Annotated in this window: 3 protein-coding genes; all 3 read right to left on the bottom strand. The window is 42.7% G+C overall.

Annotation, left to right across the window (positions count from 1 at the left end; all coding sequences use genetic code 11):
- Positions 1-423 (bottom strand): phage integrase N-terminal SAM-like domain-containing protein (locus G1O98_RS33820; protein ID WP_163937869.1); only part of this gene is annotated, 423 nt, incomplete at its 3' end.
- A 233-nt stretch (positions 424-656) separates the two neighbouring features.
- Complete coding sequence (locus G1O98_RS33825) at positions 657-5,102, bottom strand: caspase family protein (protein WP_163937872.1); 4,446 nt, start codon at positions 5,100-5,102, stop codon at positions 657-659.
- 32 nt (positions 5,103-5,134) lie between these two features.
- Positions 5,135-8,938 (bottom strand): caspase family protein, encoded by a 3,804-nt coding sequence (locus tag G1O98_RS33830; RefSeq protein WP_163937875.1) that lies wholly within the window; start codon positions 8,936-8,938, stop codon positions 5,135-5,137.
- Positions 8,939-9,308 lie beyond the last annotated feature (370 nt).

Raw genomic sequence — 9,308 nt, forward strand, 5'->3', positions numbered from 1 at the left:
CCCCAGTGTAGGATTAGTAGCAATAATTTCAGGATACGTGTAACACATCCATTTGAAAAAGCTTTTGAGTGCCGCAATTCCCGCATTGATGCTGCTTTTTGAAAGTGGTTTACCTGCATCAGTCCGTATTTCATCACGGAGATATTCTTTATATAGCGCAAGGTGACGTGGACGCAGTTCATGATAATGTAGCTCACTCCAAGCCAAAAACCTTTTGAGTTCGCGTTCATAAAGCTTGCGGCTGTTGGGTGCGAGATTGTTGCTGCGTAAAAATTCCAGAACTTTTACCCACCGGATATCAGTGGGTGCAGCTATTTTTCCTGCCCTGCTTCTAGATTCTCCCTGTAGGGTTGATGGTGCTTGATCCTGTATGTGGCTCAACTTGATTGGTGGTAGGTTGTCAAACTGAGGATTATTTACCATCTTGATCGCGATCGCCTAGAAGCAGTGTGGAACTAACACCCAAAATTGTATGTGACTTTAGGGAAAATCTGGCTAGCGTGTCACTAGAATGCTTCTCAATCTTGGTACTGAGGTGAATTGTTGAAAATGTTTACAAATCTTGGGTAAGTGAACTAACTGTCCTTTTATAGCCGCCATAATCGGACAGTCGCTTTCTGGGTTTTTCTTAGCAACTTAATGTCTGTAGTGATTTTTTACGGTACACTATGCGATCGCTGTATATTGTTTTGATAATCCTGCACTTCCTGGCGCGCCTGCTGCATCAAATTATCGAAAGATTGAATCCACCACAACTTAGCCGTACTGTCATCTCCAGCACTAGCCAGCATTTTACCATTTTGGCTAAAACTGACGTTCCTGACTTCGCCTTGATGTGCTTTCCAAGCGGCGAACTGTTCCTTATTTTGCCAGTTCCACAATTGCACGTTACCTTTTTGATCACCAGTGATAATCATCTTGCCATCGGGGCTGAATACTACTGAGTTCACTGCTGCACCAAAGTTCACAGCCACCACAAATTCCTGAAATGGTTGTGGTTTGCCCTGCAAATTCCATAACCTCATAGTACCGTCATCTCCAGCACTAACTAGTCGTTTGCTATCTGGACTGAATGCCACACTATAGACAGGGCCTAGATGACCTGGAATTTCTGCGAACAATTGCTGCTTTTGCCAGTTCCACACACGAATAATCCCGTCATTTCCGGCACTAGCCAATAGCTGATTATCTGGGCTGAAAGTGACTTTGCAAAAATGTTTTTTTCTGGGGAATTTATCCATACGGAATTTTGCCAGTTGCCGGTGCTTGCGCCAATCCCACACCATAACAACACCGTTTTCGCCCACACTAGCCACTAATGTGCTGTCTGGACTAAAACTAGCGTCGCATATATGCTCTGGATAACCAGGAGATTCTGCCATTGATAATGCTGTCAAATGCTGACCATGCAAGTTCCACAGATGGACATTGCTATCATCTCCAGCACTAGCCATAAACTGACCATTGGGACTAAAAGTAATGCTGTGGACTCGTTTACCATTATGTGCAATCCAGTTTCGCAACTTTTGACCCTTTAAGTTCCAAATACGGATGATGCCGTCATCTCCTCCTGTGGCGACCTGTTGACCATCCGGGCTGAAATTAATGCTGAGAACTCGCTTTTGAGATCCTTGTAATTCTTTCACCTGCTGATGATGCAAGTTCCACACACGGACGGTTTTATCATCTCCGCCGCTAGTTAGTAGTTGACCATCTGGGCTAAACCTGACACTTCTAACTGGGCCTTGATGCCCAGAAAATTGCTTCAACGCCTTACCCTGCAAGTTCCATAAACGGACAGTACCATCTCCGGCTGCACTAGCTACTTGTTTACTATCTGGACTCCACATTGCACACCAGATTCGGCCTTGATGCCCTGTAAAAGGTTTTCCCAACGCCTTACCCTGCAAGTTCCACAGGCGAACAGTTCTGTCTTGCCCACCACTAACTATTAACTGACCATTTGGGCTAAAACTGACACTGCTGACAGGCTGTTGATGTCCTGTAAAAGGTTTTTTCAACAGCTTACCCTGCAAGTTCCATAGGCTGATAGTACTATTTTTTCCGCCTGTCGCTAGCATCTGCTGATTGGGGCTAAAACTGACGCTATTGACCGAGTTTTGATTTGCTTTCCATCCTCGCAACTGCTGACCTTGTAAGTTCCAAATGCGGATTGTATCGTCATCGCCACCGCTAGCGATGAGCTGGCCATCTGGGCTAAAACGGATACTCCTAACTCGACTTTGATGCCCTTTCAATTCTGCTAACAGTTGACCCCGTAAGTTCCATAAGCGACCAATGCCGTCCTCTCCTGCTGTGACCAGTAGCTGCCCATCTGGGCTAAAATCGACGTATCTGACTGGATTTGTCTTCCATACAGCTTGCTCCTGACCTTGTAAGTTCCACAAGCGAACAATACCGTCCTCTCCGGCGCTTGCCAGTAACTGTCCATCTGGGCTAAAAGTGCTTCTGACAGTGCCTTGATGCCCTGCGATACGGTTGCGCTCTTTGACTGTATAGACTGCCTTTTGTAATGTTCCTTGCACCTGAGTTTTTAGCTGTTCTGGCTGGAATAACTGTACCAAGGGTTGATTGAGAAGTGTTCCTGCTCGTAAGCTGGCAATCATCCCATCTAATTGTGGAGTTCGCAAATCTAATTCTGCGTTTTCTCTAAACGTCCTGATTTGGGCAATTTGGGCATCTCTTAAATTTAACAGAGCGTAAAAAGTCAATCCACTTAACCCCAGCATAACTGCGATCGCAATGCGCCATCGCCAAGCCATATTCTTGCGTTTCTGCACAACGCTACGCTGTACAAACTCGGCTTCTAACTGGTTGAACCAATTTTCATTGGATTTAAGTTGTTCATTCAAGACATCGAGATAGGGATTAGCATTCCAAAGAAACTGTACCTGTTTTTCTTGACGTTGCTGTTGCTCATGATTTTGTGTCCGTCGCCATAACCTTGCTAGACCTGCATTGATTTTGTCAAACGAGTTTTCTACAACGTAGCAACTACTATCCAACCAATTCAAAACAGGTTCTAGCTGGTGTTGCCAACCTGATAAACGTTCCTTACTTTGAACCCTTTTCCACTCAGCAGCAGCAGGTGTAAGTTGTCGTTGTAGCATTAAATTTTCTGCTTCATCTTGTTTCCAAGCCAGTAGCTTTTGCCATCCCCGCACCAAGGCATCATGGGCAGGCTCTACATAGGGTTGACCCCCAGTATCTTGTCCTTGAACTAGCAGACGTGCTGCCGAAAAGCCTCGAATTACCTCTTGTACCCGTCCGTTTTCTGGTTCTGAGTACACCATCTCTGATAAAGGTACTCGTCTGCGTGCCAACTCACCTGCACCAACTGCTACCATACGCAGCATCACATGACTAATTGTTGGCGCGTAGGCTGGATCTTTTTTGACGAACTGATCATATTCATAGTCTGCTCTTTGGGTGAGACTTTGAATTACTCCTCCCAATTCTTCATAATCTACTTGTGTAATCGCTCGGTTATGTCGTTTACTTTCACGAATAGCTTTTAAATACTTGAGGTAGAGTTCACTTAAGGTAAAGGAAAGTAGCGGTAATGCACCTGGCATTTGTGCTACTTCATCTATTAACTCATCTACCAGACTGTGCGGCTCAAAATACATCACTCTCTTTGATGCTGGTTCTTCAATGCAAGAGCGTAATTCCTCCCGCGTCATTGCTGACACTATAAATCGGCTAGTTTGCCAATACGGTTCTAAGGCAAAATTTCGCAACTGAGGTTCAAAATCTGAACGCAACGTGACTACTAGACGAAAATTATCTGCGTATTGGTCTACAGCTTGGGCTAATACATCCAAAAATATTTGCCGTTCTTGCTCGTTCCGGCAAAGGGTGATCACTTCTTCTATCTGGTCAATTACTAGCAAAAATTTTAACTGAGGATAAAGCTGACTTTTATCTGCTAAACAGCCGAGCAGGCTTTCCCGTGATAGTGTGTTCTCTAAAGCGTTTAAGGGAAACTCCCCAGGACGCATGATTCCGAGAATTTGCCAATGCTGCTGACTTCGCAAGTATGGTATTAATCCCGCTTTTACCAAACTTGATTTACCTGTGCCAGAAGCCCCTAACACCACAGTTAGCGGCTGATTACTGACAAATTCGCCTAATTTTTCACTCAAGGCTTGTCTACCAAAAAACAGTTCGCTGTCTTCCTCCTCAAAGGATTCCAAACCGCGATAGGGGTTGAGTGATTCGTCTAGGGGTGGTGCTGGCGGTAAATTTAAGATATGCCCAGGAGTGAGAAAGATATACTCTCCTTTATCGTGTTTCTTTAGGGGCCAAATACCAGGGGTTTGTCGGAAACGATCTTTGATAGTAGTCGGCTCAATGCGATCGCGCAGATAAAGGTATAGTTTGGTAGCGGTAATTACCCCGTCTCCTGAAGGTTGACCATGAGTAGCAGGATATAAGTCAACTCCTTTTGTGAGAGCTTCTAACAAAGCGGCAGCAAAGGGTGAATGCTCCCCAACTTGACCACGGCAATCTGCATTGAGTGTATAAGCATCTAAAGCTTTTTGGTCGTAGGCAGCAGAAGTAATCACTTGCCATGCTGGGTCACAGATAAAGCGATCGTAGCGTTCTTGATGAATCACCTCTGGCACAGTTAACAAATCTCTGGTACTAGACCAGCGAAAAGTCCCAGCAAAACAGCAATCAAGGAATCCCAAAAAATGGCGACAAGGCAATTTTTCCAAAGCTTTTTGCAACTGGGTCATCGGTAAGTAAGTTTGAGTTTCTCCCAGGATGGCATCTTGGGGAATTAAATAACCCTTTGGCCCATCATCAGCATTCAGGGCAATTCCATGACCAGCAAAGTAAAACAATAAACGGTCATCTGATTGTACTTGTTCTGGCAGTGTTTTCCACAATAGTTCATTCAGGTTAGAGAGGGTTGCTACCTCATCCAAGCATACCCACACCTGATACCCATGCTGTTCGCGCAGAACCTGTACCAATTTTTTGGCATCATGAATAGCATTTTGAAGTGGAGAAATCCCGTTTCTGTAATTGTTAATTCCAATTACAATTGCCAAATTATGCAAAAACTCAGACATGATATCAGCCCCTTTTGATGTGGACTACTCAATCAATCTTTTAGGGACTTATTGAGTTGATTTTGATTTTGGGGTTCTGTGTAATTAGATTGTTGATATTGCCACAATCCGATCATTGCTATTGCTGCTAATACACCCAGCAACGCAGCAATTAACCATTGAGGTCTTCCTTTTCGCATTGATGAATTACCGATAGCGGTATTCAGAGTGCTAATCATTAAGGGACTATAGGCTTCAGCTGGAAGTGAATTTATGCTATTAAAGGACGACACAGGCGTGCTAAGTCTGTTTCTAGGAGATTCTCCTCCATCCTGTTGAATAGTGAAATAATCTCCTGACTTGACAGGACTAACCATAGCCATCTCTAAATGATCAACCTGAATGCAGGACTTACAAGTATTCGCCAATGCGGCTAATCCTTCGGAACAATTGAAATATGTAAAATGATCACAACTAACTTCTGAAACTTGGGGTGGAGGCTGACGTTCTTGACTCACACTTTTGATACTGTATACAGTTGCAGCTAGGTCGTTTGGTTGACCAAAGAAAGGTAAGCTCACTGTCTGATAAAACAACTTTTGCATTAGGCGCTCTAAAGGACTAGAATGCTGATGAGCTTCTGGTTTGATAGCGGTGGGAACAATTGATGTATTACCTGCAATAATCGTGTAAGGAACACCAGGGTCAGGGCTAGCTGCCAAGCTTTGCAAGAATTGAGAACCCGGACGCATTTCATCTAAAGCAACATTAATAGTTTTAATTGTCTCAACAGATTTAGTAATAGCCTTAAGCAACATTCCCAGAACTGGTACAGGCCAAGTAATGCTTGACAGACCATTTAACCCAATACTTAAACTAGCCAATGCCCAATCTTTGATAGTAGCCCAAGGAAAGCCAGCATTTGGTGTACCCAGCATAATTAAGTTTTGCACGATGCCAGCACCTGCTTCTTTTTCAATCAACCAACGAGAAACCAAGCCTCCCATTGCATGGGCGACAATGTGTAAGATTTTTCCGTGATTTTCTCCTAAACCAACTGCGGCAAGTTTTTGCTTCAGTAATTTGGCATTTTCTTCAATGGAGGTGTTGAGGCTTTCATAGTCAAAGGTGAGAACTAAATCATATAAGTCAGTAAGTTCTGCTCGTTGTATACTCCCCACCATGCTTTGAGTATCGCCGATGATGCCGTGGATGTAGAGAATAATTCGCTTTGCTTGGGCTACCCGTTGCTTAACTGGCTCGATTTCATTTGTGTAATTAACTATACCGTCTGGGTTAACATCTGCAACCGCTAAAATGGGGTAATCAAACTGTAATCCCAGGTTTTGAGACAATATTTTGTGAAAGAAAATGCGGATGGAACCGCCAAGACTACGCTTTCCTTCACTCACAGGTTCCGTTAACCTTTCCAAGACTATTTCTGTTGTGCCATCAGCAAGACTGTAAGCTTGTCCCAAAGGGAGAAAAAACTCTCCATCATAGCTGATTGGTAAGAGATATTCGTCTGATTCTAAGGGTGAATCAACAACTAGTTTTAAAGGATGATCCGGTGTGACAACAGATGGGTCTTTTACCTGATTCAACTCCAACACAGTTAAACCTGGATCAAAACCCCGACTAGCAGTAAATTGGAAGGGTTTGATTCCTGAATTATCAGCCATCAGCAGAGGTGGCAACAGATGATTACCTAGATCCCTGGTAGATTGGGTGACAGTTGTCAGCCTAACATTAGCATTTAAACTGGGATGCGATCGCAACCTGACACCAGACCCCAGAGATACACTGTCTTGTCCCCTGGGAATTGGTGTGCTGTTTTGTGGGTGGACAGTTGTGATCATGATTTGGCTTGTTACCCAGTCGTCGCAAATTTCCGCTTCGGGTTTAGCTTTGAGGTCGCGGGATGGAATCCTATTCATTAAACGGTTCAATGTGCCTTGGCCTCGTTGGGGTGTTGGTGTAGAACGAGAAGGTAAATCAAGCTCATCTTGTGTCAGCAAGGTTGCATCAAATTCGGCAGTGCTGACAATTAATTTGAGCGTATCTTTAACTTCAGTAATTCCTTGTTCCCGCCATAATTTTTCCGGCACTTCGGCATAAATTGAACTACCACCCAAAGCCCAAACTTCATCTCCTATCTTTCCACTTGGCTGTAACCAAATTCCTCCTGTTTCATACAAATCAGCACTGACTGCAAAACGATCTGTTAAATTCAAGAGGGTGCAATACACTGGTTCATTACCAGTATTTTTTAACTTAATTTGGAAATGAGGTTGCTGCCATTTGCCATTTTCTTGTTGATACTCTAGACGTATCTCGGCTTCTTGTCGCTCTTGCCCATCTTGATAAATCAGTATTTGCACTGCGTCGGGTGAAATTCTACTGGTAGCTGGACTAGAAAGTTCGTAAATATTAGTCCAACGGGCAATATGTTCTAATCTTTGTATTGCCTGCCCAGCAGTTGCCTTTGTATAACCTGAAATTGAGGCAACTAAAGGACGGTCATCGGCTGGTCTTGTAATCAGATATTGATTATTTTGAGCCAGCAATTTAAACTCGGCAGTTTCCGGTGTTATCTCTTCCCGCAGGTATAGAGATTGTTGATTGTGCGGCCCAGCCGTCAGCAGCGCGGTGCGTGCTAATTCTACTCCTACATCTTCACCAGTAATTAAAATTTTTTTAGGTGGTAAAGGTAGGCTAGTAACAACAGCCTTGAAAGTCATTTCTGTATTTAAGTCTGTAACACCGCTAATTTGAACTTTACTCAATTGCGGCATGACTTCAATGACTTGAGCTTCACCTATTGCCATTGATAATTGATGTAACTGTGCGGAGGGGAGATTAAAGGGAAACAATGCAAGTATTGTTGTTTCTTCTCCAGATGGTTGCCCAATTCCATGAATATATCCACCATCAATTACCCATGTATGGTTTTTGTGATAACTAACTGTAAAGTAGGGAGTATGTGCTGCGATCGCTCCTCCTAGAAATGGTTGGTTTAAATCACCCTCAACTGTTGCTTCGATTTGGGGAGACTGAGCCGCAATTTTGCTACGAACTAAGGCATTAGTGCGTTTAAACAAATCTCTATAACTGAGACTACCATTGGTTTTTCTTAAGGTATCTAGTAAAAAGTAAGAAAATGCCCCCCGATGTTGCCCATCTACAATGTACTCTTTAGCTTCCTCGTAATCTTGGCAAGCTGCAAAAAAGATATGTTTTCCTGGAGGTAAAATCCAACCAGCAGAATTTTTTACCAAACTGCGGGAATTAAATAGTTGATTAACTTCTGTCGCAGAACAAATAAAGCTTTCTAAAGGTCGCTGGCGGTCATCAATGGGTGCTTTACGAACAGATGTTTCTACTTCTAAATCGCCCCGAATACCAGAACCTGAATGGCAGCAGTCCATGATAATCACGATATGAGGGTTTTTATTTGCTACCTCACCAACTAGCTTCCCTAATTCTTTATCTGCTAAATCCCAACCTCCAGGTTCACGGCTGTCATAACACACTAGAGTTTCATCTAGCCGATCTGGTTCTAAAGTCCAAAATTCTTCAGGTGTTGCTTGTTGACTACCATGTCCTGAATAGTAAAAAAAGACAATATCTCCACTACGAGCTTGACACAAATGTTGACGGAAACCGTCCATAATTGCCTGACGGGTGGCATCTTGGTTTAAAAGTATGCGTAAATTTAGTGAGTAACCTTTGGGAGTTATTCGCCCTAAGAAATACTCTTTCAAATTTAAAATATCGTTGATACAGCCCTTTAAAGGAGGAATAGGATTGAGGTACTCATCAATACCAACCAGTAAAGCATAGATATTACGAGTCATGCTGAACTCACTTGTTAAACTTGAGAAGATGTAGTGTTTTTTTCCAAGCTAATTAGAAATCTTAAATTGAGTAGATTAAAAAATTTACAACCTTGGGAAAAATATTAGCAATATATCCTTGTTTTCCAACCCGATGATATGGCTTGATTGACTTATCACTTCATTAAGCAACAAACCCCATAACTTAAACCTACTCCTAAAGTAAGATTGTTATTATTTATTTTGGTAGATAATACAAACAAACTATTGAGCGACTTTAGTTAGATTAGATAACTAAGTAAAGATACAATAATAGGTCGCAAAAATATAGAATAAATTTAAAATCTTTGCTCATTTTGGTTACTTTAAGGAATAAGAAAAAATTTAACTA

Source organism: Nostoc sp. UIC 10630, from assembly GCF_010747425.1.
Taxonomy (GTDB): domain Bacteria; phylum Cyanobacteriota; class Cyanobacteriia; order Cyanobacteriales; family Nostocaceae; genus Nostoc.

Coding starts and splice junctions, on each gene's coding strand:
- G1O98_RS33830 (WP_163937875.1), bottom strand. CDS start 8,938: ATGACTCGTAATATCTATGCTTTACTGGTTGGTATTGATGAGTACCTC.
- G1O98_RS33825 (WP_163937872.1), bottom strand. CDS start 5,102: ATGTCTGAGTTTTTGCATAATTTGGCAATTGTAATTGGAATTAACAAT.